Origin of the sequence: Maricaulis sp. (assembly GCF_048268525.1) — a bacterium.
In the GTDB taxonomy this organism is placed as follows: Bacteria; Pseudomonadota; Alphaproteobacteria; order Caulobacterales; family Maricaulaceae; genus Maricaulis.
Window position 1 is genome coordinate 133,121 of record NZ_JBLWVH010000002.1, and the last position, 26,116, is coordinate 159,236.

The window sequence follows — 26,116 nt, forward strand, 5'->3', positions numbered from 1 at the left end:
AGAGTTGCCTCGCCGGGATCCGCAGGGAGTATTGCTCATGCCCAAAAGGTTTCTGCCCTATGGCCGCCAATCGATCGACGAAACCGATATCAAGGCTGTGGTTGACGTCCTGCGCAGCGATTGGCTGACCACAGGCCCCACAATCGATGCCCTGGAGGCCGAGTTCGCCGGCATAGTCGGCGCGGAGCATGCGGTCGCCTGCTCAAACGGGACCACGGCCCTTCATCTCGCCCTGGCGGCGGAAGGGGTTGGGCCCGGTGATACCTGTATCGTTCCGGCAATAACCTTCATGGCCACCGCCAATGCGGCGCTCTATTGCGGCGCCGATGTCGTGTTCGCCGATGTGGACCCAGACACCGGATTGATGACGCCGGACAGTCTCGCTGCGGCGCTGGAGCGCGCTGGCGGCAAGGCCCGCGCCGTCCTGCCTGTCCACCTGGCCGGGCAGTGCGAAGCCATGGACGACCTCGCCGCGATTGCCGGCAGGTCAGGCGCGGTAGTGGTCGAGGATGCCTGCCATGCAGTCGGCTCGCGCTGGAAAGGACAGCGTGTTGGCGGTTGTCTCCATTCACGGGCAGCCTGTTTCTCATTCCATCCGGTCAAGACCATCGCGGCCGGAGAGGGCGGCATGGTGACGACGAATGACCCCGAATTGGCGCGCCGTTTGCGCCAGTTGCGCAGCCATGGCATCGAGCGGGACGCCGCGCGCCATCAGCGCCGGGACGATGAGCCCTGGTGGCACGAGATGCAGGTCCTCGGCTGGAACTACCGCCTCAGCGACATTCAGGCGGCCCTGGCCTTGTCGCAACTGCATCGGCTTGACAGTTTTGCGAGCCGGCGCACAGCTCTGTCGCGGGCCTATGACGTGGCGTTGGCGGACGCTGGCATACCGGTCGCGCCGCTCGCTCGGACCCCTGACTGTGAACCGTGCCTGCACCTCTACCCGGTCCGGATCGACTTCGACGGGATCGGGCAAAGCCGCGCCTCGGTGATGTCGGGCCTGGCCGAGCAGGGCGTTGGTAGCCAGGTGCATTACATTCCGGTCAACCAGCAGCCTTATTACATCGCCCGCTATGGTCGGCAGGTCCTGCCAGGTGCGCAGTCCTACTATCAGCGCACACTGTCGCTACCGCTCTATGTCGACATGCTCGATGAGGATCCGGCCCATGTGGTCGATGCCCTTGCGAGGGTCGTGAGCCGCTAGGCTGCCGCTGCCATGCCGATCAACTGGCGCAGTGCCGCATCGGTCAGCTGCTCGGGATTGGTATTGGACGCGTAATTGAAGCCGTCGGGAACGAGGTGGCCACCGCTGGCAAGGTACCGGGCCGTCACCTTGGCGCCATGGGCGGGCAGGATCGCAAACCGGTCGTCCAGCTCGATTGTGGTACGGGCATCGTCTTCCGGGATCATGATTTCGTGCAGCTTTTCGCCGGGACGGATGCCGATCACCTTGTGTGGCAGGTGCGGCGCCATGGTGCGGGCCAGATCGGCTGTACTCATCGAGGGGATCTTGGGGACGAAGATCTCGCCGCCATGGGCCATGGACAGGCTGGACAACACGAAATTGACGCCCTGCTCAAGCGTGATCCAGAACCGCGTCATGCGCGGGTCGGTGATCGGCAATTCCTTGGCGCCATTGTCGATCAGGCGGCGGAAATAGGGAATGACCGAACCGCGCGAGCCGACGACATTGCCGTATCGCACCACCGAGAAGACCGGACCGCCTTCACCGCCCATGTGCTGGGCGGCCGTGAATATTTTATCCGCCGCCAGTTTCGAGGCGCCGTAGAGATTGATCGGGTTGGCGGCCTTGTCGGTCGACAGGGCGCAGACATGTTTGACGCCGCGCTTGATGGCGGCGCGCACGACATTCTCGGCACCCATGACATTGGTCTTGATGCATTCGAACGGATTGTATTCGGCGATCGGGACATGCTTCAGCGCGGCTGCGTGAATGACGATGTCGACATCGCGCATCGCCTGGTCGAGCCTCGATTCATCGCGAACATCGCCGATGAAATAGCGCAGGAAGGGATAGTCGCTGGGCGAAAAATCCTGAGCCATTTCATACTGTTTCAGCTCATCGCGCGAGAAGATGATCAGCTTTTTCGGCTTGTACTCGGCGCAGATGGTCTCGGTCAGCTTGCGGCCGAACGAACCCGTCCCGCCGGTGACGAGAATGGTTTTGCCGTCGAGCGGCATGCGTGGGTCGAGGAAGGAGCGTTGGTTCATCATTTCCTCGAAAGACGCTTCGGGCACTGTCTTGTCTGACATGCGGGCCTCGCGATTCGTATCCAGTGTCCGACGCTGCGCTGCCAAGGTTAACGGTGCGTTAGGCATGTCCGTCAGCGCTGGATACTAGCAGATTCCCGCATCTGTGAGCAGGCCTGTCATCTGTCGCTGCCGGTCGCGCTTTTGCGGACAATTTGAAGCTCCCGATTTACCTTGTCTCGCAACACTTTCTTCGTGTTTGAGGCCCAGAATGTAACGTCGAATGTAAAGGATACTCGCCGTGAGCGTTATCGGACTGGATGTCGGGCTTCTGACGGGGTGGTACAATTCACGTATCAGCGCCTCGCTGGCCTCGTCGACTTCATTGTCGACAGCGTCGTCTGCGCGCTCCCAGCAACCGACCGCCCCGGCGCCTTGGGAGATCGGCTCGCCGAACCTGATGACCTTGGAAGAGATGAGCCGCAAGGTTCTCGCCAACGGCATCTTCTTCAATGATCCTGACCGCGAATTCTCCGGCCTGGATGCGCCGGATGACCACAAGCAGCTTTTCTCTCTGCACCAGGGTCTTAAGCGCCTCGCTGCCCTGGCCGAGGAAGCGCAGGATAAAACGACCGCGGACAGCCGCCGTTCCTTCCTCGACAAGAGTTTCCAATCCGGTCTTGCACAACTGGACGGCTTTTTTGACGACATGGACCTGGAAGGCCTGACCCTGCTCAAGGGCGAGCAGCTGTCCAAGATCGAAAGCGAAGTCGCGATTGCGCGCGGCACGTCGCAATATACGACCGACACGATCCACACCGGTGATTTTGATGCCGAAGTCGCCAGCCTGACAGGCGATGTCCAGTTCTCGATTTCGGTGAAGAAAAGCGGCGTTACCCAGACCATCGACATCAATCTGGCCGACATGGGCGCGACAACGCGAAATCTCGACAACATTTCCGATCACATCAACACCCGGCTGGAAGCCGCTGGCGTGCTCTCGCGCTTCGAGCGCACCAAGATCGGCGAAGAAAATGATGTCGGTGTCGTTCCCGGTAATAACTACGGTTTCCAGATTTCCGGTGTCTCGACGGAAACCATTTCCTTCTCCGCTGCAGCCGCCGAGCCGGCGCTCTATTTTGCGGGCGTTTCGGGCATCAATGACAGTGCGGGTGGACAGGTCGTGAAACTGACCGACCTGGCCAGCGGAACACCCCAGACCGGTTACACCACCCGATTCAGCGCTGATCCGAGCACCTCTGAAGTCGCCGTCGTCGGCGGTGAAGAGGGCGAAACCCGTATCAAGCAGGAAGACAATCCGCTCGAAATCCACGCAACGACAGCGTCGGCTGACGGTGGCATTTTCGTTGTCGGTCATGCCTCGGCCTCGACCGATGGTCAGGTGCTCAAAGGTGAGCAGGACCTGATCCTGGCCAAGTATGACTCGACCGGCAATCGCGTCTGGAGCCGTGTGCTCGGCGCAGCCGAAAGTGCGCAGGGGCTGTCGATCGCGACCGATTCCAGCGGCAATGTAGTTGTCGCCGGCAAGGTCGAGGGCGGTCTCGGTGACACAACCAATGTTGGCGGCAGTGACAGCGTCGTGGTCAAATATTCTGCCAGCGGTGTGGAGCAATGGACCCAGCGCTTCGGCGGGACCAAGGATGATCAGGCGGCCACCGTTGCGATCGGGGATGACGGCACGGTTTATGTGGCCGGCAAGTCGGCAAGCGCGTTCGGCGGTGATGCCCATGAGGGCGGGAATTCGGACGGCTATATCCGCGCCATCGATACCAGCGGCACCACCTTGTGGACGCGCCGGGTCGGATCGGCCGGCGATGAGTCGGTGTCGGCAATTGCCATCGCCGATGACGGCAATCTGGTCGTGGCCAGCGAAGAGGATGGCCACGCCGTGCTGCGCAAGTTCGATGTCAGTGACGATACCTCTGCTGCGATCTGGGAGCAGGACCTTGGTGACCTCGATGATGGCCGTGTCGGTGGTCTCGCGATTGACGCCACCGGCATTTATCTTACCGGCGCGGCGGGCGACGCATTCGCACCGACGGCTCCGGTTTCCGCCCATGCGGGCGGTGTGCGCGACGCATTCGTGATGAAGCTGTCCGATGGCGGCGCGCCGACCACCGACTTCCTGACCTTTGTCGGTTCCGACAAGGATGACAGCGCCGCCGGCGTTCAGGTGCATGACGGCAAGATCTACATCGCCGGCAAGACGCTGGGCGGCATCAATGGCGATACGCTGAATGGCGAGCGCGATGCGTTCGCGGCCCAGCTTGATGCGTCGACCGGCGCGCTCGACTGGTCCACCCAGATTTCCGGTCGCGGTGGTCTGGCCGATGCCAAGGGCATCGCCCTGTCGACCACCGATGACAGCGTGCTCGACGCGCTTGGTCTGCCGACCGGCACGCTGACCTATTCCGACAGCCGCTTGGTCACGGACCGCAGCTCTGCCCGTGAGGACGACTTCTTCTATGTTTCGGTGAACGGCGACCGTCGCAAGAAAATCTCCATCGACGCCAATGACACGATGCGGTCGCTCAGCTTCAAGATCAACGCGAAACTGGTCCTGGACGGAACCGCTGATGTACGTCGTTCGAGCGAGGGTGACATGCTGCGTATCAAGGCGGCGGAAGGCTCCAAGATCGAGCTGTTCGCTGGCAGCGAAGGCCGCGACCTCCTGAAATCGCTGGGCATCTCGGCTGGCGCGATCGTCAATACGGGTTCGCTCCTGGATGATGATGACAAGACGACGGATGCACCGCCCCTGTTCGCGCTCGATCTGCCGACGGTGATGTCGCTGTCCGATGAGGATACCGCGACCGAGGCAATGGAGGCGTTGCAGGACGCCCTGTCCAAGGTCCAGCGGGCCTACCGCGACCTGACCATGGATCCGGCGCTGAAGGAATTGCTGAACGGGCCGCAGGCCGGAAAGAAGGGCGGCACCGTGCCAGCCTACTACAATGCCCAGCTGGCCAATTACCAGGCGGGACTGGCCCGCTTGAACTCCGGCGGCGGCAGCCAGGCCGGACTCTTCCTCTAGTCAGTCTTTACAAACTGCATCACCAGCAAGCGCGGCACAGCTCTGGCGCCGACGGTGAGGGCGCTGTCGGCTGGCTCACGCAGGTCGACCAGCCGCAGGCCGGCGTCGCAGGCGGCCGCACAGTAATCGGCGACGCCGTGATACCAGGCATCAACGCGCACCTCCTTGCCGTCAGCCTGCTCGAAACGGGCCTGGCTGCCCTGCAGTTGGCGGAAGGGGTGGAGCTCAGCGAGATACAGCAACCCGCCCGGCCGCAGGACACGGGCAGCCTCACTGACGACCGGCGCCAGTACTTCGATATGCTCGAGGACCAGATTGCCAATGACAAGGTCGACCGACCCGCTCTTGAGCGGCCAGGTCGAGGTCACATCGTGTTCGAGGAATTGCACGCGAGCGCCGAGCTGTCTGCTTCGCGCCTGGTCGAGCATCCCCGGTGACAGGTCCATTGCCAGGACCTGGTCAGCGTGCCGGGCCAGAAAAGCGGTGTTTTTGCCAGTCCCGGCCCCGAATTCCACCACATTCTTGCCGGTCAGCTCGAGGTTCGCCTCCATGAGGCATCGCGCATCGAGGTCGCGGGTTTTGTTGTGATCGCTGTCATATCGCTCGGCCCACAGATCGTAGGCCTGTCTTACAGGTGTGTCGGAGGACTGGCTCATGGCAAAGGGCATGCCGCAGCCGGCCTGATCAGGCAAGATTGCCGCCCGCTCACGGACAGTCTAGCGCGATCAGCTGGTCCAGGTCAGGCAGTGCGGTTGACCGCGATAGCGAAATTGCCGCCTCGCCCGGTCTGCTGCGACGCGCCGGGACCATAACCACCAGCGGTCGACCGTTGTCTCGCGGCCTCGTCGGCGATTGCCTTTACGACCCCTTCGGTGACGGTCTTCAGCGCGCCGACGATCCGGCCATTCTCTGCCAGTGACTCGTGAAAGCGGGTCGTTGCATCGCGCAAGGCTTGCTTGATCGGTGCCGGAGCGCCGGAAAAGCGCGCCGGCTCCTTGCGGGCGCGGGCGACCTCGGCGCGATAGATGTTCGCCAGCTGGGATTTTTCGTCCTGCAGGCCCAGCGCGTCGTGCGGACGGCGGTCCTGGAACAGGCGGGTTTCCTCATTGATCAGGTCGGTCAGGCGACGGGTCAGCTTGAGCAGGCCCTCAGCGCGTTCAGCCGGATTGCCGGCAGCAAGTTCGGTCATGATTAGATCTCCCCGGTTTCCTGATAGCGCAGGATTTCTGATGTCAGGCGGTCGGCGAGGCCGAGTCCGCCGGACTGGGCCATCACCTTGGCGTATTCCTCGTGAAGCAGGCCGGTGAAGGCGCGCTCGCCCGAGCCGCCACCAAACGGGTTTTCCTCGCCGGTCTGGGCGAACATCTGCTCGATCATCTGCGACAGGAAGAAGCTCTCGAAGTCCTCGGCAATGGCGCGGGCTTCGGTCTCGTTGCGAGCTCCGCCGACATTGGGAGCACCCTGGGCGCGGCCGGCGCCGGTGGCATTGGCGAGTTGCAGTTCCAGCATGCCGTCCATGACTACAGCACCTCGATTTCGGCCTGCAGGGCACCAGCTGCCTTGATGGCCTGGAGGATGGTGATCATGTCGCGCGGGGTGACACCCATGGCGTTCAGCCCATCGACAAGCTGGCTCAGCGATACGCTCTCCTCGAGAACGCCCAGCTGCATGTCGTCTTCGGTAACGGACACATCGGTGCGCGGCAGGACAACGGTCTCGCCTTCGGAGAAGGGAGCCGGCTGGCTGGCGATCGGGCTTTCCGTCACCGTGATGGTCAGATTGCCCTGGGCAATGGCGACGGTGGAGACGCGGACATTCTCGCCCATCACGATGGTGCCGGTATTTTCGTCGATGATGATGCGGGCCGGGATATCGGCCTCGACGCGAAGCTGTTCGACCTCGGACAGCAGGTCGATCATGTCGCCGTCGAAATGGCTCGGGCGCTGCAGTGTGACCGTGCTGGGATTGGTGGCCCGAGCCGAACCGGGGCCGACATAGGCATTGATGGCATCGGCCATGCGGCGGGCGGTGGTAAAGTCGGGATTGCGCAGCGACAGGCGCAGGCTGGCCCGGTTGGCAATTTCGGCCCAGGGGTCGATGCCGGATCCCTCGAACGGGTTTTCGACCAGGGCTCCGTTGGCGATGCGGCCTGAAGTCGGCACGCCGCGGGTGATGCTGGCGCCGTCACCGGCGGCTTCGAAGCCGCCGACGGCGAGCGAGCCCTGGGCAACGGCCCAGGCGCGGCTCTGGCTGTCAAACAGCGGGGTGGCGATCAACACGCCGCCCTGCAGGCTGGAAGCGTCGCCAATGGCGGAAACCGTCACATCGATCCGGCTGCCCTGCGAGGAGAAGGCCGGAAGTGAGGCCGTCACCATCACCGCGGCGACATTGCGCGTGTTCAGGTTGGCGTCGCGGGTGTTGACGTTGAAGTGTTCCAGCATCGCGTTCAGCGACTGGTTGGTGAAGGCAGAGTTGCGCAGGCTGTCGCCGGACCCGTCCAGACCCACCACCAGGCCGTAACCGACCAGATGGTTGTCGCGGACATCCTCGACATCAACCATGTCCTTGATGCGGGAGGACGCCAGGGCGGGCGTCGCCAAGGACAAGGCGGCGAGAAGGGCGATGATCAGGCGCATTTTGCGGTCTCCGGAACAGGTTCGCCCACGACCTTGCCAGAGGCGTGCCAGAATTCCGGATTTGGTTAATAAAATAAAACGCTGAAAAACAATGGGTTGGCGAGTAGAGTGCTGATCGCAGGGGCGGAAAAACGCGCCGCCTGCAATAGCGCACCGGCAGATTTTGCCGATCCGGGCAATCGGGTTAAGTCTCTGTTAATCGCCCCGGCCGCATCCATTGGGCGTCATCACGAGGAAATGATTCCTGCCATGAAAGTCTCCGGACCCAGCTCAACCAGTTCCGTTTCTGCCGGCAAGCGCAAGACCACTTCGCGCACGTCCGGTGAAGCGTTCAAGCTGGATACGCCGGCCAAGGCCGGCGCCGGGATGACGGCAAGCGGTGTGTCCTCGGTCCAGTCGGTTGATGCCATCCTGGCGTTGCAGGGCGTTGAGGACTTCACCCATGCCCGCAAGCAGGCGACCGATCGCGCATTCGACATGCTGGACATGCTCGACGAGCTCAAGATTGCCTTGCTCGAGGGTGGCCTGCCACGGGCCAAGCTGATCGCGCTGATGGATCTTCTGCAGACCCGTCGGGACGCGACCAATGATGCCCGTCTCGAAGCGGCGCTCGACGAGGTCGAGACCCGGGCCGCGGTGGAGCTGGCCAAGTTCAGCTAGCTCGCGGATTTCGACACAAATCATTCAAGGTTTTTCGCTATTTGCTCTCTCTGACAGGTGTAGCAACAGCGTCTCCACATTGACTTGAGCGGCTCGGTGCATATTCTCCGCCCGCTTTCTGGGGGAGAGCGCTGTACCGCGTGGAGTTGAGTGGAAAGCGATGAGCGAAGCTGAACCGATCGAACTGCCCAAGGATTACTTCCCGTCGGAAGACGAGCCGTTCATGAATGACCGGCAGAAGGAATATTTCCGACGCAAGCTGATGGCCTGGAAGGATGACATCCTCCGGGAGAGCCGCTCGACGATTACGAATCTCCAGCAGGATATGGGGGCTCTGCCCGACCTGGCCGACCGTGCGTCGACCGAGACGGACCGCTCGCTGGAACTGCGGGCCCGTGATCGCCAGCGCAAGCTGATCTCCAAGATCGACAAGGCCTTGCGCCGACTGGAAGAGGACGAATACGGCTATTGTGACGAGACCGGAGAGCCGATCTCGCTGGCCCGTCTCGACGCCCGCCCCGTCGCCACGCTGAGCCTCGAGGCGCAGGAGCGCCACGAGCGCAAGGAACGCGTCCACCGCGACAGCTGATAGCGCGTTCCAGGCCTTACGCCGCACGCTCCTATTGTGAATTCCCGATAAAAAATGGGCCGTCGCGCGTGTTGCGCAACGGCCCAGTTGGTCCCGATGGTGGTGGGGATTCGTGGTCCTAGAACGGCATCAGGATGTCATAGAGTTCCTGGCCGTAGCGGGGGCGCTGGGCATCAGAGAGATGTCCGCGACCGCCGTAGGAAATGCGGGCTTCGGCGATTTGCGTGTGGGCGATCGTATTGTCAGACCCGATGTCCTGCGGACGCGCAATGCCGGTGATGAGAAGTTCGCGCACCTCATTGTTCACGCGGACTTCCTGACGGCCGGCGATCACCAGATTGCCATTCGGCAGGACCTGGGTGACGAGGGCCGCGACAGTCAGCGAGATGCTTTCGGTGCGGTTGACGGATCCCGAACCCGCCAGCGACGAGGTCGAGCCGAGGCTGGTCATCGAGGTCGGGTCGATATTGTCATTGAAGAAGCCGGTCAGGTCGGCGCCCAGGAAGCTGGTCAGGTCGCTGTCCTCGGCCGATGAACGGCTGCGGTTGGTGGTGTTGTTCAGCTGGGCGCTGTCGGAAATGGCGATGTTGACCGTGACGATGTCACCGACCTGGTCAGCCCGCGGATCACCGAAAAATGTCGGAGAATTGGCGGTCCACAGCGAGTTGTTGGCGGTCGAATTGGTCGCATAGCGCTGTTGCGGCATGCGCGGCATTGGCATGGGCAGTTGCGACGGACCGGTGCCGGCGAGTTCGGCGGGGTTCTGGATTGGCGTCATCGGCGGTGTCTGGCCGACATAGGACAGACGGTCGGAGACAGCGCAAGCTTGCAGGGCGGCAGCGGCGACGATGAGGGCGGCGAGTTTGCGGATCATGGCGTGATCTCCTTGATCAGAAGCTGGCGGACGGCGAGGTGCCGACGCGGGCACGACCCGGGCCGTCGACGAGGGCCTCCACCGTGCGGTTTGATTGCAGGTTGACGAAGCGGGCAACTTCGCCGTCGGCGGCGTCTTCCATGGCGCGGGCGCGCACGGTCAGCTGGATGCCGGGAACTTCAAACATCAGGACGACCAGGTCGCCGCGCTCGACCATCAGCGGGCGCTGCAGATCGTAGCCACGAAGCGGCTCGTTGGGCCGCAGGGCGCGGCGCGCTTCCATGCCGATCAGGGCTTCCGGGTCGAGAATGGCATCGGGACGCAGACGGTCCGAACGATGACTGATCCAGGTGATGTCTGAGGCCGTGATTTCCTGTCCGGATGCGACCGGGCGGGCCAGCACGGGCAGTTCGATCGTGGCGTAGGCCCGGCCTGTGACACGGACCGTCTGGGCGCCGTGATAGGGCGCGATTTCGGCAGCCAGCATGCCCGAGCGGCTGTCGAAGGAGAGATCATGGATCTCCGGACCACCAATGCTATCGAGCGGGGCGTGCAAGGCCATCGCGGTGTTGGACAGCTGCACATCGTGAACCCGCCCTTCCGAGGCGAACAGCTCGCCTTCCAGCATGTCGGCCAGCGTGTCGGCCGAGACGACGCGGCTGGCGCGTTCGATCGACAGACGGCGCAGGCCGCCGGCATTGGCCCAGTCGAGATCATTCTCGAGCGCGATACGGCGGACATAATTGACGTCCAGCGCGGTGCGGCTGCCGGGCGCCGGGGCGCGGGCCAAAACGATGTCGGCCTGCTCTCCGGTGATGTCGAACAGATCGCCCAGGGTGATCTGGGCGCTGTCGACGCGGATGGTTTCGCGCAACACGACGGCTTCGGCCGCCAGCGCTGAGGAGGTCGCAAACGGGGCCGTGGTGAGGCAGGCGAGTGCGATGAGACTTGTGCGGATCATCAATTTCTCCCGTTAGCGAAGGTTGGAGGAAGCGGCCATCATCTCGTCGGATGCGGTGATGACGCGGGCGTTCATTTCATAGGCGCGCTGGGCCTGGATCAGCGAGGTGATCTCGGACACCGAATTGACGTTCGAGGTCTCGACAAAGCCCTGGCGAACCGAACCGAAGCCCGGTGAGCCCGGCGTGCCGGTATTGGCTGCGCCGGACGCTGCGGTTTCCAGGAACAGATTGTTTCCGCGCGCTTCCAGGCCTGCCTCATTGAAGAAGGTCGCCAGCTCCAATTGGCCGAGTGTTTGCGGATCGGTCTGGCCGTCGATCAGGGCTTGGACTTGCCCTTGCTGATTGATCGAGATCTCGCGGACACCATTGGGAATGGCGATCCCCGGTGCGACGGTATAGCCGTCGGTCGTCACCAGTTCGCCTTCGGGGCTGGTCGAAAAATTGCCGGCGCGGGTATAGCCGTCCGACCCGTCCGGCATCTGCACCCGGAAATAGCCATGGCCGGAGATAGCCAGGTCCAACGGGTTGCCGGTGTTCGACAGGGCGCCCTGTTCGGTGATGCGATAGATCGAGGCGGTCTGGACACCCAGGCCGACCTGGACACCGGTCGGCACGATGGTGCCGGCGTCGGATGAGTCCATGCCCATCTGCTGGACGTTCTGGTAGAGCAGGTCCTGGAACTCGGCCCGCTGGCGCTTGAACCCGGTGGTGTTCATGTTGGCCAGGTTGTTCGAGATCACTTCGACATTCAGCTGTTGGGCCTGCATGCCGGTGGCGGCGGTGGTGAGAGCACGCATATTCGTTCTCCTCCGATCAGATCCGGCCAAGGCGCTCGATGGCGCGCTTGCTCAGATCTTCTGCTTGTTCAAGGAATTTCGAGACCGACTGATAGCTGCGCATGACAGACATCATGTCGGTGAGTTCGAGGATCGACTGGACGTTGGACTGCTCGACGAAGCCCTGGCTCACCGTCGGATCGATCATCGCCAGCGGCTCGTTGGCCGGGTCTTCGATCGGCGGGATGGTGTAGCGGCCATTGCCCTGCTTGGACATTTCCGAGCGGTTGGCGATCTCGAACACGCCGATCCGGCCGATCTGCTGGTCGTTCTGCATGATCATGCCGCCATCGACGATCTGGACGCTGCCGGCCGAGGCGTCGATCAGGATCGGGCCGCGGGTATCGGCGTCCAGCACCGGGGCGCCGTCGGAGGCGACCAGCTGGCCGGCACCATCAAGGCGGAAGCGTCCGTCGCGGGTGAATTGTTCTTCGCCATTCGTCTCAACCGCGAAGAAACCTTCGCCATCAATGGCGAGGTCGAATTCGCGACCGGTGAAGGCCAATTCCCCCTGGCGGAAATCGCGTGCCATGCCCCATGTATTGACGAACTGGACGTCGCTCGGTCCGTCATCATGTGTCGCGGTCGGGGCGGCGCGGTTTTCCAGCAGCAGGGATTCGACCTTGAATCCGGCCGTGTTTGCGTTGGCGATATTGTTGGCCACGACATCCATAGACCGGCGAAGGGTCATCTGGCGCGAGAGGCCGATCATCATTGCGTTGTCCATCGGGCGGTTCCTTTCTGGAGCCTGGGGTCCGCCGTCGTCATTGCGCGGCAGTTGCCAGTGCTGCTGCACGCGGCGTGCCAAGGTTAATTTTCATGGAAAACAAGAGGTTGACGGGGAGGAGGCGAAAAGCCCGGCAAGCCTTTCCGGCAAAGACCGTCACAGCGGGGGGAAGAAGTTGCCGGGTCGCCGCCAATCACTACGAAACGTTAACCGCGCTGGCCGTTAATGGGATCAGATGATTCCCCCGACTGGGAGCCTGGTCATGGCTGACGACAACGAAGAGATTGAAGACGACGCCGAAGGCGAAGAGGCGCCGAAGAAGAACCCATTGAAATTGGTGCTCTTTATCGGTCTTCCCGTTCTGATCCTGCTGCTCGCGGGTGTCGGTGGATTCATGATGTTCGCCGGTGGCGGCGATGATGAAGAACAACATGCCGACGCCGGTCATGGTGAGGGTGCGGACGGTCATGGCGGCGCCGACAGCCACGCCACTGACGAGGTATATTATTATGACCTGCGCGAGGGCGACGGCACCGAAGAGACCATCACCACCAATATCCGCTCGGCGACCGGGCGGCCGGTCATCGTACAGTTGAAGATCACGTTTGAATCCAGCCGCGACGATCTCGGTCCGATCCTGGAAGAGCATGTCGACCCGATCATGGACCAGTTCATCATGTTTCTGCGCGAATTGCGCGAGGACGACCTTTACGGCTCTGCCGGCATGCACCGCGTGAAGCTGGAGCTGCTGCGCCGGGTCAACCTGGCCATCGAGCCCGCGCAGATCGACGCGGTCTGGATCCAGGAATTCATGATTGTCGACTAGGCCCACGGCGACCAACGGAAAGCACACGCATGTCTGACGATATGGACCAAGATGCACTGGCGGCCGAATGGGAGGCCATGGCCGAGGACGGAGACGACCTCGACCTGGCATCCGAATGGGAGGCCATGGTCGGTGCCGAGGACGACGAGCAGGAGCTGCCGACCGTCGGCGGCGGTGCCGAGCGTATCCTCAACCAGGACGAAATCGACAGCCTGCTTGGCTTCTCGCTCTCTGATGACGACGCTGCGGACAAGTCCGGCATCCGCGCGATCATCAATTCGGCGCTGGTCTCCTATGAGCGCCTGCCGATGCTGGAGATCGTCTTTGACCGCCTCGTGCGGCTGATGACGACGTCTCTGCGCAATTTCACCTCGGACAATGTCGAGGTCTCGCTCGACAATATTTCCTCGATCCGCTTTGGCGACTACCTCAACTCGATCCCGCTGCCGGCCATCCTGGCGGTGTTCCGGGCCCAGCAGCTGGACAATTACGGCCTGCTGACCGTCGACTCCAACCTGATCTACTCGATTGTGGACGTTTTGCTCGGCGGTCGCCGCGGCACATCGGCCATGCGGATCGAAGGCCGGCCCTACACCACGATCGAGCGGATGCTGGTCCAGCGCATGATCGAAGTCGTTCTGGGCGATGCCAAACAGGCCTTCGCACCGCTGACCGATGTCGAATTTGACCTCGAGCGTGTCGAGACCAATCCGCGCTTTGCCGCTATTGCCCGACCGGCCAATGCGGCCATTCTGGTCAAGCTGCGGATCGACATGGAAGACCGCGGCGGTCGAATCGAGCTTCTTCTTCCCTATGCGACTCTGGAGCCGATCCGGAAAATGCTGCTCCAGCAGTTCATGGGGGAAAAATTCGGACGTGATAATATCTGGGAAGGCCACCTGGCGACCGAACTCTGGTCGACCAAGATGGAGGTCCAGGCCGTGCTCGACGAGCAGCGCGTGTCCCTGGGCACCGTGGCCAATCTGAAAGTGGGTGACACGCTCTATCTCGACGCGTCGCCGAGCAGTGATGTCGAGCTGCGCTGCGGTCAGGTCCCCCTGACCCGCGGCCGCATGGGTCGCATCGGACACAATGTTGCCCTGCGCCTGAGCGGACCGCTCTCGCCGGGCGCCAAAAAAGCCATGATGAGGTTTGCATGACACTCGCCGCCCTGATTTTCGAAGGCCTCGTGGCCGCGCTCCTGGTCGTGGCTGTCGTCATGTGCTGGCGCGTGGATCGCCGTCTCAGCGCCCTGAAGAAGGGCCAGGACGGGGTGCGCGAGTCGGTGATCGCCCTCAATGAGGCGACCGATCGTGCCCGCGCCAGCCTTGGCGCCCTGGAACGTGCCACCGCACAGTCTGTCGACGTGCTGGAAAAGCGTGTCAGTGAAGCGCGGACCCTTGCCGATGAACTCCATCTGGTGACCGGCAATGTCGACCGCAAGGCCGACAGCCTGGCCCAGCGCCGGGCTCCGCGTCGCCGCGCTGCCGACATTTTTCCGGACGGAGCCGGCTCCCGCGTCATCAATGACCTCAAGGATGTGAGATAGTCTCATGCGCGAACCCCTTCGCTTCCTCACCGTGCTTGCCGTCCTGATGGGCGGCCTGCTGGGTCTCAAGACACTGTCGATCGCCAATGGTGCGGCTGACTGGTGGGAAGCCCAGGGCAGTGCCATGGCCGCCGAAGTCTCAGAGCAGGCCCAGGGCGAAAATCAAGCCGGAGAAGGCGAGGATGCGCCCATCATGCCGGCCGATCACGCTGCGCCCATACCGTCCGGGGACGAGCCGAGTGCGTCGGACGTGTCCGCCGCCTTTGCCGAGCGGATCGCGAGTGGTGTCCGGACAGCCGAGGAAGAACGCGTCATCTACCGTTTGCGGGAGCGTAGCGCCGAGCTCGACAGTCGCGAGCGCGAGCTGGAGACACGCGAAGCCCTGATGCTGGCGATGGAACAGCGGGTGGACACCAAGATTACCGAGCTGAATGCCCTGCGGACCCAGATCGAAAGCCTGTCCGGCGAATTGTCGGACCGCGAAGATGAAGACATGCAGGTGATTGTGTCCTGGTATTCCGCCATGGACCCCCGCGATTCCTCCGAGCGCATCGCGACCCTGGACATGGATACCCAGCTGCAGATCGCCTCACGCATGTCGCAACGCGTGTTCGGGGCAATCCTGGCCGAGATGAATACCGGTGCCGCCGCGGCGCTGACCGAGCGCATGGCACGCCGGTCGGACCTGCCGGAAACCGTCGCCGAGCTGGAGGCGCGGATTGCCGAGGGCGACTAGACATACGGCCGGCCTTGCCGGATGCGTCCTGCCGCTGTTGCTGGCGTCAACAGCCCTGGCCCAGTCGCCAGCCACGCTCAGTGTCGAGCGTGGCGATAATTCCCTGCGCCTGCTGATCGATTATGACGATGCGGTGGCCGACAGGCAGCCGACGGCCGATGTGACCGTCGAGCATACAGTCCTGATCGCCCGTCTGAGCGAACCGCTGGACGCCGATGGGTCTTCACTGGGTGGGGAGCTGCAAGGGCTTGCTGCGCGAGCCCGGCTGGATGCTGACGGATCGACGCTCCGTATCGCCCTCAACCAGACTGTCGAGGCTTATGCCTCGGCGAGTTACGACCAGGTCGCGATCGATTTTGTCCCGGTGGGTGGAGCCCGACCGGACGACATTGTCTCGCCCCGTGAGGCGCGTGAGATCGAGGCCGCGCGCCTGGCTGCTGAACAGGCCGCGCTGCCCCCGCCTGCACCGCCGCCTGCTGAGGCGCTGCCAGTGCAATACCGGGTCGGCCAAGCCACTGAATACACACGGATTGAATTGCTCTGGCCGCGAGAGGTCGAGGTTTCGGTCAGTCAGTCCGGAGATGTCGCGGAAGTGCGGTTTGACGCGCCGGCGGATGTTGATCTGAGCCGTCTGGCCGGATCTCCGCCGCGGTTCCTCAACGGTCTGACGGCGACACGCGACGGTGATGAATTTGTCCTGACGCTCGATGTCGAGCCCGGCGTCCAGGTGCGGGCCTGGGGCGAGGGCGGGCGTGTCGCGATCGATCTGCCTGACCCGGCCTTTGCCGATGCCGAGACTCTGCTGGCGCAAATCGAGGCGGCCACCGGCGCTGAATTCGAACCGGATGATATTGCCGGCGACGCGGTTTCGCAGGCAGAGGCCGAGCCGGTCCCTGTTCCACGTCCGCAACGTCCTGCCACACGTCCGGCCGAGGAGCCTGCGCCGGTTGCTGCCGAAACGCCGCCGCCTGCTGCTGCCTTGGCCGACAACGGTCCGACGGATTTGTCAGCTTCGCGGCCCGGCGCCAACCCGGTCCCGACCGACGGCGTTGTGCGCGCCGAAGTCTCTGATTTCAACGGCGATCTGAGGATCGACTTCAACTGGCAGGCGCCACTCGGCATGGCGGTTTTCCGGCGGGGTGAGGCGATCTGGGTGGTTTTCGATGCGGCTGCCGACCTCGACCTCGGCGAGCTCGATGGCGCCAGCCGGCGCCACGTTCGCAACTTCACCGGCGTCAATGGCGAGACCTATGCGGCTGCACGCCTGATCGTGCCGGCCACTTCGCAGGCGGAAGCCCGCCTGGACGGGAATCGCTGGACCGTGGTCCTGTCCGAGCGGATTGATGCTCCTCCGCGTCCGATCACCGTGCGCCGGGATGCCCGTCGGGGTCGACCCGGTCGCATATTGATGGATATGGCCAGCGCCCACGCCATCCGCTGGATCGATGATCCGGTGGTCGGTGACACGGTTGGCGTGATTACCGCCTTGGGTCCGATCCAGGGACTCGCTGCGCGCAGCGAATTCGTTGGTGGAGCCTTGTTGCCCAGTGCCCAGGGCGGCGCTGTGCAGGCTGTTGCCGAAGACATCGAGATTACCTTGATCGGCGCCGGTGCGGCGATCAGCCGTCCCAGCGGGCTGGACCTGACACCGGCCGCCACCGCCGGCCGCGCTGACGTGGAAAGCTCTGTCCTGGCCAATATTTCCTCGCCGGCCCTGATGTATTTCGACGCCTGGCGCGGTGCCGGTCGATACATGGATGAATGGAATGCCCGCCTGCGCCGGACCGCGCTGGAAGATGGTACGGACGGGCAGATAGCGCTTGCGCGTTTCCTGCTGGCCCGCGACCTGGCGCCGGAGGCCTTGGGCATGGTCGAACTGGCCGTCGCCGCCGAGCCGCAATTGGTCGATGACCCGCACGTTCGGTCGCTCCGAGCTGTTGCCAGCTACATGTTGCATCGCCCGGAAGACGCAACGGCCTACCTGTCGCATGCGTCCCTGGCGCAGGATCCCGCAGCCGACCTCTGGCGCGCCATGATTGCTGTCGAAGAGGAGCGGTGGCAGGACGCCCGCCGCCGGTTCAATACCGGCGAAGCGACCGTCTATCACTATCCGCCGGAATGGCAGGCGCGATTCAATGCCGCCCATGCCCGAGCCGCTCTCGAACTGGGCGACACCGCTGCGGCCCAGGATTATCTCTATGCCGTTGAGGCCGGTGATCCGGACTGGCAGACGCGTCTGGACGCCCGCTTCGTCGCGGCCCGACTGGCGGAGGCCGGCGGTAACCGCACCGAGGCGATCCGCCGCTTCGAGGAGTTGTCGGAGTCCGGTCATCCGGAGTCGGAAGCCCGGGCCCTGTACGACCTCAACCGGCTGCAGCTGGAGGAAGGCCTGATCAGCCGCAGCGAAGCCATCGAGAACCTGGAAAACCTGCGATTCCGCTGGCGCGGTGACACGATCGAGCTGGAAACGGTCCGCACGCTTGGCGAACTCTATGTCCAGTCCGGCGACTTCGCCGGTGGACTGGAAACCATGGCCACGGCCCAGGCGCGCTTCCCGGAATCGGAAGCTGGACGCCGTATCGGCGAGGACATGGTGTCGATCTTCCGTCGCCTGTTCCTGGATGGCGAAGCTGATCGCATGGACCCGGTTGAGGCCGTCGCGATCTTCTACCAGTATCAACACCTGGCCCCGATCGGTGCCGATGGTGACCGCATGATCCGGCGCCTGGCCGACCGGCTGATCGCCTTCGACCTGCTCGATCCGGCCGCTGAGCTGTTGCAGCACCAGGTCGACTATCGCCTGCGCGAACCGCTGGCCCGGGCGCGGGTCGCAACGGATCTGGCCATCGTCTACCTGATGGACCGCCGTTATGAGGATGCCCTCAACACGATCCGGCGATCGCGCATAGCCGGCCTCCCGGAAGAGCTGGTCGATGAACGCTATCTGCTTGAAGCGCGGGCCCTGTCCGAGCTGGGTCGATCGGATCAGGCGCTGGAATTGATCGCCTCCGACCAGTCCGAGGCCGCCAGCCGCCTGCGCGCTGATGTGGCCTGGACCCAGCGCGACTGGCGCAATGCCGGCCGTCGTCTGGAAGGCATTCTCGGCAATCGATATTCCGATCCGGCTCCGCTGGAACCGACCGAGGAAGACGACCTCCTGCGTGCCGCCATCGCATACAGCCTGTCACGGGACACGGCGGGCGCGGTGCGCCTGGGTGAGCGCTATGGCGAAGCGATGACACTGACAGACCAGGCGGCCGCGTTCAGCCTGCTGACCGACGATGGGGCGACCCCGGGCAATGTCCGCTTCTCCGACATGGCCTCCCGTATCGCCAGCATCGATACGCTGGATGCCTTCATGGAACCCTTCCGGGCGCGCTTCGTGAATGGCGGTGGGCCGAGCTGACTGGGCTTGGGTCATGTACCTTTGGTACGTGTCCCTCCGTGACGTCCATGCCTCTTCGTCTCCGCACGCTTTCGCGCCGAAGGATGGGAGGGAACGGGATGTCATTCGACATCGGGTTGATATGATTAACGTGACATCGTCGACATCCCGTTCGCGGAGATTTCCCGGGCTGTCTCCACCCCGTTTCCAATGCGTCAGGTAGATGGGGTCGGTCGTTTAGTGCCCCGCGACCTGGTCGCACGCCCTGCCGGAGCTTCGGGAAGTCATCCCCGTCGCGCGGACAGGCTCCGCTCGTTTCCGGGCACAAGTGACTGAGCTCGCGCCTCCCGTCCCGAAAACCGAAGGCATTATGGGGTGGGCGGCGAGGGGGGAGGATAAGTTCGTCTCTATCCCCGCCTCACACACTGTCATCCCGATGACGATCGGGACCCAGATTGCGACGCGAAGCCGTTGCCACGCTTGGTGAAATTGAGTGTGCGAGGCTGGGTCCTGACTTTCGTCAGGATGACGGTACTGGATGGGCTATTCGGGGGATAAAGGGGGGAGACAGAAAGGGACAGGTATATTTAACGCGTCCATTCCTGGGCCGCTCGGCCGACGAGCCCGCGCGTTAAATACACCTGTCCCCGTTATTCAACTCAACGTCCCGAAACTCTGGACCAGGGATCCCACCACCAGTCGCCAGCCATCGACCAGCACGAAGAAGATCAGCTTGAACGGTAGCGAGATGACGATCGGGGGCAGCATCATCATGCCCATCGACATCAGGATCGAGGCGACGACGAGGTCGATGATCAGGAAGGGAATGAACAGCAGGAAGCCGATCTCGAAGGCGCGGCGCAATTCCGAGATCATGAAGGCCGGAGCGACGATCCAGAACGAGGTCGCTTCCGGCGATTCCGGAACGGCCTCCTGGGACATGTCGATGAACAGGGCGAGATCGTCCTCGCGGACATGGCTGAGCATGAAGGTCTTGAGCGGCGCGGTCGACAGGTCGAAGGCCTCGGTCAGCTCGATCTCTTCGTTCAGAAGGGGCTGGATGCCCTCGTCATAGGACTGGGTGAAAACCGGCGCCATGATGAAGCCGGTCATGAAGATGGCCAGCGAGACCAGGACCGCGTTTGGCGGGCTTTGTTGCAGGCCGAGCCCGGTTCTCAGCAGCGACAGCACCACGATGATGCGCACGAAGCTGGTGGTCATGATGATGATGGACGGCGCCAGCGACAGCACGGTCAAAAGCGCCATCAGCTGCAAGACCCGCTCGGTCAGCGCGCCTTCCTGGCCGGCATCGATGGTCACGGTCTGGGCGTCGGCCTGAAAGCCGATCAGGGTGATCACGCCCAGCAGGAACAGCGAAAAACAGAACCAGAAACCTTTGCGGGCACTCATGCCGAGCTCTCCATCGCGTCTCGCAAGTCCGCAGCACTGACCGGCTTGGCCGCGCCGGTCGACAGAATGGTCTCCCGTTCCGCGCCCAACAGCACCACATGTTCCTCGCCGTCGGCCTGCAGGATCACCACCCGCCGGCGCGGGTCAATGACCAGTGTTTCGCGGAGTTTGAGGCGGCGATCGGTTCCGCCCAGCTGACGCAATCCCGTCATTTGCTGCAGCAGCCAGCCCTTCTGGACGGCATAGCCAAACAGCCCCAGTCCGCCCAGCAGGACGACGAGGATGGAGATGGCGAACAAGTAGCTGGTCCAGCTGACGATATCGGACATCGAGCCTTGGCCTCATAAACAATAACCACTGTCTGGGGTGATGCGGTTAAGTCGGCGTTAACCGTGCGGGACCACCTTCGTTCATAACTGAGAAAGGGGATTCGCGCATGCGGCCCGACGACGTGCCGGTCCTGGCACTGCTTCGACAATCGATGAGTTTCCACTCTGATCGCCAGCAGGTGATCGCGGAGAACATCGCCAATGCGAACACGCCGGGTTACACGCCGCGGGATATCGACGAATCCGAGTTCCACGCCGCGCTTCGCGCCCAGATGGGTGGCAATTCGGGCGGCGCCGGCGGCAGCAATCGTGGCGCGCTGAATCTGACGACAACCGCCGCCGGGCATATTCCGGCATCCAGCTCGGGTGGCGGATCATCATCGAGCTGGGAGGCGAGCGAGCGTCCTGACTCGGAAACAACGGTGAACGGCAATTCGGTCGTCATCGAGGAACAGATGGTGCGGGCCCAGGAAAACCGGATGCGCTATGAGAGCGCCCTGACCCTGTACCAGAAAAGCATCGGCCTGCTGCGCACGGCGATCCGTGCGCCGGGTCGATAGGGAGTGATCGATGGGTAACGCTTCAGATACGATGCAGATCTCGGCTTTCGGCATGCGGGCACAAGCCGCACGGATGCGGATCATCTCCGAGAATATCGCCAATGCCGATTCCACCGCACGCGAGCCGGGCGGCGACCCTTATCGGCGTCAGGTCCCGGTGTTCGAGGCCGAGCTTGATCGCGCCACCGGGCTGAATGCCGTCCGCATGACCGATGTCGCGCACGACCAGAGCGAGTTCACGCTCGAATATGATCCCGGCCATCCGGCCGCCAATGCCGAGGGCTATGTCCAGTATTCCAACGTGCAGACGCTGGTGGAAATGATGGACATGCGCGAAGCGATGCGTTCCTACGAAGCCAATCTCAACATGATCGAGAATGCCCGCCGCATGCAGGAGCGGGCTCTGGATCTGCTGCGTCGCTAGAATAGTCGACGCGAGCCCTAGAAACAGGATGAAGGACGACGTCCATGGCCGCTGATCTCTCTGCCGTACAGGCCTACCAGGCCGCTATCCGCACGGCCCAGCAATCCTCGCTCGGGTCGAGCCAGGACAGCGCAGCCGCCAGTGGCGGCCTCGATTTCGGCTCGCTGCTGGGCAATGCGATTGCCGACACCAGCCAGACGCTGGCCCATTCCGAGCAGATGACGGCAGCCGGCGCGGCCGGCGAAGCCGAGTTGATCGATGTGGTGACCGCTGTCTCGGCCGCCGAGATCTCGCTGGAAACTGTCGTCGCCGTTCGTGATGAGGTGGTGAAGGCCTATCAGGAAATCCTGCGCATGCCGATCTGATCCCTGTGATCATCCATCAATGCAAAAGCCCCGGCCGAGACCGGGGCTTTTTCATGTCTGGTCGTCAATCGACCGATGTATGAGCGTTAGTTCTGCTCGCTTTCGACCCACGCATTGACGCGCTCTTCCAGCACCGAGAGCGGCATGGCGCCCTGGGTCAGCACGACATCATGGAAGTCGCGGATGTCATAGCTTTCACCCAGCTCCTCTTCGGCAATGCCGCGAAGGCGCAGGATTTCCAGCATGCCGATCTTGTAGGCGGTCGCCTGGCCCGGATAGACGATATAGCGGTCGATCGCGGCGATATTGTCGCCGAGCGGGTTCGGCGTGTTTTCGCTGAGATAGTCGATCGCTTCCTGGCGCGTCCACTGGTGATAGTGCAGGCCGGTATCGACCACGAGGCGGCAGGCCCGCCACAGCTCCATCGCCAGACGACCGAAGTCGGAATAGGGGTCCGAATAGAAGCCGTATTCCTTGGGCAGGAATTCGGTGTAGAGACCCCAGCCTTCGGTATAGGCGGTGTAGCCACCAAAGCGACGGAAGGCGGGAATGCCTTCCAGCTCCTGCATGATCGCCAGCTGCATGTGGTGACCCGGGCTGCCCTCGTGATAGGCCAGCGCTTCCATCTGGTAGGTCGGCATCAGCGACATGTCGCGCAGGTTGGCATAGTAGACGCCCGGACGGGAGCCGTTCGGGGCGGGGCGCTGGTAGAAGGCCTTGCCGGCAGCGTCCTCGCGGAAGACCTCAACCCGGCGAACCTCGAGCTCGGCGCGGGGGAAGGTGTTGAACATTTGCGGCAGGGTCTCGGTCATCGTGTCGATGAGCGAGGTCGCCTCGGCCAGGTATTCGGCCCGGCCCTCATCGGTATTGGGGTAGTAGAACTGCTCGTCGGTGCGCATGAATTCGAAGAAGTCCTGCAGCGACCCCTCATAGCCGACCTGGTCCATGATGCCGCGCATTTCATCGTGGATGCGCGCGACTTCCGAGACGCCGAGCTGGTGGATCTCTTCGGCCGACAAATCCATCGTCGTGTAGCCGTTGAGCAGGAAATTGTAGAACTCACCACCATCGGGGTGTTTCCACACGCCATCGTCCTCGGTGGCGACTTCCGCCTGTTCCTCGAACAGGGCGATGACGCGTTCATAGGCCGGGGCGACCGCTTCGGTGAGAGCCGTTGTCGCTTCGGTGATCAGGCGGGCCTTGTCGGCATCGTCAATGTCCAGCGCTTCGACCTTGCCAGTGAAATCGGCGAGGAGCGGGCTGGCTTCGCCATCATCAAACGGTGCGCCGGAGATGATGTTGCGGGCCGTGGCGATCATCGGCTCGTAGGTCCATTGCGGGGTCAGGACGCCCAGTTCGGCAGAGCGGCGCGAATTGGCGATGTTCTGGTCCAGATAGGTCGGCAGATTGCGCAGGCGGCCGATATAGGCTTCAGCGTCCTCGGCCGTATCGACCCGGTGATTGTTGATCAGGAATGAGGCCGCATTCATGTGCGGGCCCGAACGCGGCGTGAATGTGTAGCCGTGATCATTCCAGCGCTGGGCTTCCCGGGCGCGCTCGGCATTGTATTCGAACAGGCGCCAGGACAGTTGGGCACTGTCGTCGAGGGCATCGAAATCGAAGCTGGCCTGCATGTGTGCCAGATCGGCCTGACCGAGCTCAAAGCCTTCCTGGGCATACTCGGGAGACGCATCCGACCACTGGTCGTAATTGGTCTTCATGCCCAGATAGGTCTGGGTCATCGGTGAGCGCGCCACATTGCGGTCGAAGACCTCCTGGAACCAGGCATTGAGGCGATCGGATTCCGTCTCCTCCACGCTGGCGGTTTCGACCTGTTCCGTGGTTTCCGTTGCGACCGTTTCGGCCGGCATCGTCTCGGAGGCGGCCGTGGTGTCCTCGGTGGCATTGCAGGCGGTGAGGAGGGCGAGCGCCGAAACGCCGACAGTCCAGTGTGAAATACGCATTATCTTACCCCTTCAAGTGCATCAGTCGGACGCTTCGGTCCGCTTTTCGTCGACATAATCATTGATCAATGCCGTCAGCACCGCCAAGGGCAGAGAGCCATTGGTGAGCACGACATCGTGGAATTCGCCATAATCGAAGGCGTCTCCCAGCTCGGCCTGCGCGAAGTCGCGCAATTGCCGGATCCGCATCTGCCCGGTTTTGTAGGAGGTCGCCTGGCCGGGCCAGACGATATAGCGCTCGACCTCGCGGGTGATCTCCTCCTCGGTGAAGGAGGTGTTGGTGCGCAGATAGTCGATGGCGTCTTCGCGTGACCATTGCAGGGAATGGATGCCGGTATCAACGACCAGGCGTCCGGCCCGCCACAGCTCATAGGCGAGGCGGCCGAAATCCTGATAGGGATCGTCGAACAGGCCCATGTCCTTGCCGAGGCTCTCGGCATACAGCGCCCAGCCCTCGCCAAAGGCCGACAGGTAGAGGAAGCGCTGGAACATCGGCGTGCCTTCCTGCTCCTGCGCAAGCGTGAGCTGGAAATGGTGACCCGGAATGCCCTCGTGATAGGCCAGCGTCTCCATCTGGTAGGTCGGCAGGTTCCGCATGTTCAGCGTGTTGGCGTAGTAGATCCCCGGTCGGGAACCATCGAGCGAACCGGTATTGTAGAAGGCGGTTGGTGAGCCGGCGGCGCGATAGGCCTCGACTTCACGCACCACCATCTCGCCCTGCGGCACGGTGTCGAAATAGTCGGGGATGACGCCGCGAACGCGGTCGAACACGTCCGAGACTTCGGCGATATAGCGCGCGCGGCCCTCATCGGTGGACGGGTAGTAGAATTGCTCGTCGGTGCGCATGAACTCGAAGAAGTCCTGGAGGCTGCCTTCAAAGCCGACCTGCTCCATGATGCCGCGCATCTCGCCATGGATGCGCTCGATCTCGGCCAGGCCGGTATCGTGTACCTCTTGCGGCGACAGGTCCGGCAGGGTGGTGAAGGCGGCCAGCTGGCTTTGGTAATAGGCCTCACCGTTCGGCAATTTCCAGGCGCCGTCGCGCTCGTCGGTCATCGCTTCGTGGCGTTCGAACATTGCGATCAACCGGCCATAGGCGGGGCCCACGACGTCCGTCAGCGCGGTGGTGCCGCGGGCGATCAGGTCTGCCTTGGCGTCGTCGTCGATATCGAGCGATTCCACCTTAGCCGTGAGGTCGGCGAGCAGGGGCGAGACCGCATCGCTGTCATCAAACGGGGCACCGGTGACAACCGCGCCGGTATTGCCGATCAGGTATTGAAAGGCGAAGCGGGGCGGGATGACGCCGGCTTCGGCACGGGCATCGGCGCGGGCGATCAGCGTGTCGAGGACCGGCCCGATGCCGTTGAGCCGCGAGATATAGGCTTCGGCATGGTCGACATTCTCGACCCGGTGCTGGCCGATCAGGGTCGACGGCAGGCCGGTGTGCGGACCGAACATCTGCGTGAAGACGTAGGTCTGATCACGGAACTCGAACTGGCGGATGCCGGTTTCCTGCAGGTATTCGAACACCCGCCAGGACACGCTGGCATCGCGATCGAGCGCGTCGAAATCGAAGTTTTCGCGCATGTAGGCGAGGCGATCGACGCGGCGCTGCTGGGCAGCCTCGGCGGCGGCGTCGCTGACATCGTCCCAGCGTCCATAGGCGTCCAGGTCGTCGATGCGGCCCAGGCCCGTCTGTTGCTGCGGTGAGCGCGCGAGATCGGCCTCGAAGAGTTCCGAATACCACGCGTAGAGGCGCTGGCTTTCTGTCTGCTCGACCGGTGGTGTCGCGGCCTCGGCTTCGACGACCGGGCTTGTATCGGTGGCCGGCGCGGCGGCTTGCGGCGAGCAGGCAGCGGCAATGGCCAGAACCGAGGCGGCAGCGAGCCAGTTTTGAAGGCGTGTCATGAGTTCTCCCCCGGCAGGCCCTGTCTCTCCCGGAACAGGGCGGGCCGCTCAAACGATCCGGGCGGCAGAATAACCTGCCGCCCGGTCGGACTGTCAAACGATGGTCGCGG

25 protein-coding genes are annotated in these 26,116 nt (G+C 63.1%); 12 read left to right on the top strand and 13 right to left on the bottom strand.

The genetic code is table 11. From position 1 onward, the window contains the following. The first annotated feature begins 37 nt into the window (after positions 1-37). The gene (pseC, locus tag ACN0X9_RS02055) at positions 38-1,204 is read left to right on the top strand and encodes a UDP-4-amino-4,6-dideoxy-N-acetyl-beta-L-altrosamine transaminase (protein WP_417485975.1); all 1,167 of its coding nucleotides are present in this window, start codon (positions 38-40) and stop codon (positions 1,202-1,204) included. On the opposite strand, the gene pseB is transcribed toward pseC, so the two are convergent. Beyond that, complete coding sequence (pseB, locus tag ACN0X9_RS02060) at positions 1,201-2,274, bottom strand: UDP-N-acetylglucosamine 4,6-dehydratase (inverting) (protein ID WP_417485976.1); 1,074 nt, start codon at positions 2,272-2,274, stop codon at positions 1,201-1,203. The two genes, pseC and pseB, sit on opposite strands and share 4 nt — an antisense overlap. Positions 2,275-2,512: 238 nt before the next feature. Here pseB and ACN0X9_RS02065 point away from each other — a divergent pair, with 238 nt between their 5' ends. Then, positions 2,513-5,266, top strand: coding sequence for a hypothetical protein (locus ACN0X9_RS02065; RefSeq protein WP_417485977.1), 2,754 nt, complete (start codon positions 2,513-2,515; stop codon positions 5,264-5,266). Here the strand turns inward: ACN0X9_RS02065 and ACN0X9_RS02070 are convergent. The 4 genes from ACN0X9_RS02070 to ACN0X9_RS02085 are packed head-to-tail and all read right to left on the bottom strand — an operon-like array spanning position 5,263 to position 7,902. Continuing rightward, positions 5,263-5,958 carry a class I SAM-dependent methyltransferase gene (locus tag ACN0X9_RS02070; protein WP_417485978.1) on the bottom strand — a complete coding sequence of 232 codons (696 nt, stop codon included), beginning with the start codon at positions 5,956-5,958 and terminating at the stop codon, positions 5,263-5,265. The genes ACN0X9_RS02065 and ACN0X9_RS02070 overlap by 4 nt on opposite strands. 47 nt (positions 5,959-6,005) lie before the next feature. Beyond that, the gene (locus ACN0X9_RS02075; protein WP_417485979.1) at positions 6,006-6,455 is read right to left on the bottom strand and encodes a flagellar basal-body protein FlbY; all 450 of its coding nucleotides are present in this window, start codon (positions 6,453-6,455) and stop codon (positions 6,006-6,008) included. A gap of 2 nt (positions 6,456-6,457) precedes the next feature. Continuing rightward, on the bottom strand, positions 6,458-6,784 hold the full coding sequence (locus ACN0X9_RS02080; RefSeq protein WP_011643890.1) for a rod-binding protein: 327 nt from the start codon (positions 6,782-6,784) through the stop codon (positions 6,458-6,460). 2 nt (positions 6,785-6,786) lie between these two features. After that, a complete protein-coding gene (locus tag ACN0X9_RS02085) occupies positions 6,787-7,902 on the bottom strand; it encodes a flagellar basal body P-ring protein FlgI (protein ID WP_417485980.1) in 1,116 nt (371 codons plus the stop codon). A gap of 249 nt (positions 7,903-8,151) precedes the next feature. Here ACN0X9_RS02085 and ACN0X9_RS02090 point away from each other — a divergent pair, with 249 nt between their 5' ends. Together ACN0X9_RS02090 and dksA are read left to right on the top strand one after the other, a co-directional pair. Then, positions 8,152-8,562, top strand: coding sequence for a flagellar assembly protein FliX (locus ACN0X9_RS02090; RefSeq protein WP_417485981.1), 411 nt, complete (start codon positions 8,152-8,154; stop codon positions 8,560-8,562). Positions 8,563-8,722: 160 nt separating this feature from the next. Then, complete coding sequence (gene dksA, locus ACN0X9_RS02095) at positions 8,723-9,151, top strand: RNA polymerase-binding protein DksA (RefSeq protein ID WP_011643887.1); 429 nt, start codon at positions 8,723-8,725, stop codon at positions 9,149-9,151. 118 nt (positions 9,152-9,269) lie between these two features. Here the strand turns inward: dksA and flgH are convergent, their stop codons facing one another. Genes flgH through ACN0X9_RS02115 form a run of 4 tightly spaced genes read right to left on the bottom strand, consistent with a single transcriptional unit; the run spans position 9,270 to position 12,550 of the window. Next, complete coding sequence (gene flgH, locus ACN0X9_RS02100; RefSeq protein WP_417485982.1) at positions 9,270-10,025, bottom strand: flagellar basal body L-ring protein FlgH; 756 nt, start codon at positions 10,023-10,025, stop codon at positions 9,270-9,272. Between the two features lie 16 nt (positions 10,026-10,041). After that, complete coding sequence (flgA, locus tag ACN0X9_RS02105) at positions 10,042-10,986, bottom strand: flagellar basal body P-ring formation chaperone FlgA (RefSeq protein ID WP_417485983.1); 945 nt, start codon at positions 10,984-10,986, stop codon at positions 10,042-10,044. A gap of 12 nt (positions 10,987-10,998) precedes the next feature. Next, positions 10,999-11,784, bottom strand: coding sequence for a flagellar basal-body rod protein FlgG (gene flgG / locus ACN0X9_RS02110; protein ID WP_417485984.1), 786 nt, complete (start codon positions 11,782-11,784; stop codon positions 10,999-11,001). A 16-nt stretch (positions 11,785-11,800) separates the two neighbouring features. Beyond that, positions 11,801-12,550 (bottom strand): flagellar hook-basal body complex protein, encoded by a 750-nt coding sequence (locus ACN0X9_RS02115; RefSeq protein WP_417485985.1) that lies wholly within the window; start codon positions 12,548-12,550, stop codon positions 11,801-11,803. 262 nt (positions 12,551-12,812) lie between these two features. Here ACN0X9_RS02115 and ACN0X9_RS02120 point away from each other — a divergent pair, with 262 nt between their 5' ends. From ACN0X9_RS02120 to ACN0X9_RS02140, 5 genes are read left to right on the top strand one after another with little or no spacing between them, the layout of a single operon-like run. Continuing rightward, entirely contained in the window at positions 12,813-13,376 is a 564-nt protein-coding gene (locus tag ACN0X9_RS02120) for a flagellar basal body-associated FliL family protein (RefSeq protein ID WP_417485986.1), read from the top strand. A 29-nt stretch (positions 13,377-13,405) separates the two neighbouring features. After that, positions 13,406-14,536 (top strand): flagellar motor switch protein FliM, encoded by a 1,131-nt coding sequence (gene fliM / locus ACN0X9_RS02125; RefSeq protein WP_417485987.1) that lies wholly within the window; start codon positions 13,406-13,408, stop codon positions 14,534-14,536. Further along, the gene (locus ACN0X9_RS02130; protein ID WP_417485988.1) at positions 14,533-14,925 is read left to right on the top strand and encodes a DUF6468 domain-containing protein; all 393 of its coding nucleotides are present in this window, start codon (positions 14,533-14,535) and stop codon (positions 14,923-14,925) included. Before fliM ends, ACN0X9_RS02130 begins: the two co-directional genes overlap by 4 nt. 4 nt (positions 14,926-14,929) lie before the next feature. Further along, positions 14,930-15,661, top strand: coding sequence for a MotE family protein (locus tag ACN0X9_RS02135; protein WP_417485989.1), 732 nt, complete (start codon positions 14,930-14,932; stop codon positions 15,659-15,661). Then, complete coding sequence (locus tag ACN0X9_RS02140; RefSeq protein WP_417485990.1) at positions 15,645-19,067, top strand: hypothetical protein; 3,423 nt, start codon at positions 15,645-15,647, stop codon at positions 19,065-19,067. The genes ACN0X9_RS02135 and ACN0X9_RS02140 overlap by 17 nt, the downstream gene beginning before the upstream one ends. 633 nt (positions 19,068-19,700) lie before the next feature. On the opposite strand, the gene fliP is transcribed toward ACN0X9_RS02140, so the two are convergent. Then, the gene (gene fliP / locus ACN0X9_RS02145) at positions 19,701-20,456 is read right to left on the bottom strand and encodes a flagellar type III secretion system pore protein FliP (RefSeq protein WP_011643877.1); all 756 of its coding nucleotides are present in this window, start codon (positions 20,454-20,456) and stop codon (positions 19,701-19,703) included. After that, on the bottom strand, positions 20,453-20,785 hold the full coding sequence (locus ACN0X9_RS02150; protein WP_417485991.1) for a hypothetical protein: 333 nt from the start codon (positions 20,783-20,785) through the stop codon (positions 20,453-20,455). The genes fliP and ACN0X9_RS02150 overlap by 4 nt, the downstream gene beginning before the upstream one ends. Positions 20,786-20,892: 107 nt before the next feature. Between ACN0X9_RS02150 and flgB the strand changes: the two genes are divergently transcribed. Genes flgB through fliE form a run of 3 tightly spaced genes read left to right on the top strand, consistent with a single transcriptional unit; the run spans position 20,893 to position 22,134 of the window. After that, a complete protein-coding gene (gene flgB / locus ACN0X9_RS02155; RefSeq protein WP_417485992.1) occupies positions 20,893-21,345 on the top strand; it encodes a flagellar basal body rod protein FlgB in 453 nt (150 codons plus the stop codon). Between the two features lie 10 nt (positions 21,346-21,355). Next, a complete protein-coding gene (flgC, locus tag ACN0X9_RS02160) occupies positions 21,356-21,769 on the top strand; it encodes a flagellar basal body rod protein FlgC (protein WP_323762791.1) in 414 nt (137 codons plus the stop codon). A 44-nt stretch (positions 21,770-21,813) separates the two neighbouring features. Further along, on the top strand, positions 21,814-22,134 hold the full coding sequence (gene fliE / locus ACN0X9_RS02165; protein WP_417485993.1) for a flagellar hook-basal body complex protein FliE: 321 nt from the start codon (positions 21,814-21,816) through the stop codon (positions 22,132-22,134). A gap of 86 nt (positions 22,135-22,220) precedes the next feature. Here fliE and ACN0X9_RS02170 read toward each other — a convergent pair whose 3' ends face one another. After that, a complete protein-coding gene (locus ACN0X9_RS02170; protein WP_417485994.1) occupies positions 22,221-24,098 on the bottom strand; it encodes a DUF885 domain-containing protein in 1,878 nt (625 codons plus the stop codon). A gap of 21 nt (positions 24,099-24,119) precedes the next feature. Then, on the bottom strand, positions 24,120-26,006 hold the full coding sequence (locus tag ACN0X9_RS02175; RefSeq protein WP_417485995.1) for a DUF885 domain-containing protein: 1,887 nt from the start codon (positions 26,004-26,006) through the stop codon (positions 24,120-24,122). Positions 26,007-26,116 lie beyond the last annotated feature (110 nt).